This window comes from Arenibacter echinorum, assembly GCF_003259375.1.
Lineage (GTDB): Bacteria > Bacteroidota > Bacteroidia > Flavobacteriales > Flavobacteriaceae > Arenibacter > Arenibacter echinorum.
Window position 1 is genome coordinate 1 of sequence record NZ_QLLN01000022.1, and the last position, 1,639, is coordinate 1,639.

At 52.4% G+C, this 1,639-nt stretch carries 1 tRNA gene and 1 rRNA gene; both read left to right on the top strand.

The window, feature by feature from the left end:
• A 16S ribosomal RNA gene (locus LV92_RS21675) occupies nucleotides 1-1,431 on the top strand; the annotation flags it as partial.
• Between the two features lie 79 nt (nucleotides 1,432-1,510).
• Nucleotides 1,511-1,584: transfer RNA gene (locus LV92_RS21680), tRNA-Ile, on the top strand.
• Nucleotides 1,585-1,639: the final 55 nt, after the last annotated feature.

The following is a 1,639-nucleotide window of genomic DNA, read 5'->3' on the forward strand; positions in this document are numbered from 1 at the left end:
GCCGGCGACCGGCGCACGGGTGCGCAACGCGTATAGAATCTGCCCTGTACTGGGGAATAGCCCAGAGAAATTTGGATTAAGGCCCCATGGTATGTATTTGTGGCATCACATATACATTAAAGGCTACGGTACAGGATGACTATGCGTCCCATTAGTTAGTTGGTAAGGTAACGGCTTACCAAGGCAGCGATGGGTAGGGGCCCTGAGAGGGGGATCCCCCACACTGGTACTGAGACACGGACCAGACTCCTACGGGAGGCAGCAGTGAGGAATATTGGACAATGGGCGGGAGCCTGATCCAGCCATGCCGCGTGCAGGAAGACGGTCCTATGGATTGTAAACTGCTTTTGTACGGGAAGAACAAGGGGCACGTGTGCCCCTCTGACGGTACCGTAAGAATAAGGATCGGCTAACTCCGTGCCAGCAGCCGCGGTAATACGGAGGATCCGAGCGTTATCCGGAATCATTGGGTTTAAAGGGTCCGTAGGCGGGCCATTAAGTCAGGGGTGAAAGTCTGCGGCTCAACCGTAGAATTGCCCTTGATACTGGTGGTCTTGAGTTATGGTGAAGTAACTAGAATATGTAGTGTAGCGGTGAAATGCATAGATATTACATAGAATACCGATTGCGAAGGCAGGTTACTAACCATATACTGACGCTGATGGACGAAAGCGTGGGGAGCGAACAGGATTAGATACCCTGGTAGTCCACGCCGTAAACGATGGATACTAGCTGTCCGGATGCAAATCTGGGCGGCCAAGCGAAAGTGATAAGTATCCCACCTGGGGAGTACGTCCGCAAGGATGAAACTCAAAGGAATTGACGGGGGCCCGCACAAGCGGTGGAGCATGTGGTTTAATTCGATGATACGCGAGGAACCTTACCAGGGCTTAAATGTGGTCTGACAGCTTTAGAGATAGAGTTTCCTTCGGGCAGATCACAAGGTGCTGCATGGTTGTCGTCAGCTCGTGCCGTGAGGTGTCAGGTTAAGTCCTATAACGAGCGCAACCCCTGCCGTTAGTTGCCAGCATGTAAAGATGGGGACTCTAACGGGACTGCCGGTGCAAACCGCGAGGAAGGTGGGGATGACGTCAAATCATCACGGCCCTTACGTCCTGGGCCACACACGTGCTACAATGGCCGGTACAGAGAGCAGCCACTGGGCAACCAGGAGCGAATCTATAAAACCGGTCACAGTTCGGATCGGGGTCTGCAACTCGACCCCGTGAAGCTGGAATCGCTAGTAATCGGATATCAGCCATGATCCGGTGAATACGTTCCCGGGCCTTGTACACACCGCCCGTCAAGCCATGGAAGCCGGGAGTGCCTGAAGTCCGTCACCGCAAGGAGCGGCCTAGGGCAAGATCGGTAACTAGGGCTAAGTCGTAACAAGGTAGCCGTACCGGAAGGTGCGGCTGGAACACCTCCTTTCTAGAGAATTTGCCCATGGGGGCTTTTTCAAGGGCCCGTTTTTTCGATTTCTGTTTTTACAACATAAAAAACTATAGTGAGTCTCATAGCTCAGCTGGTTAGAGCGCTACACTGATAATGTAGAGGTCGGCAGTTCGAGTCTGCCTGAGACTACGATGCAGCTTTGCTGCAAGTTCAAGGTTTTAAGTTGAAAAGCTTAAAGTTTTGA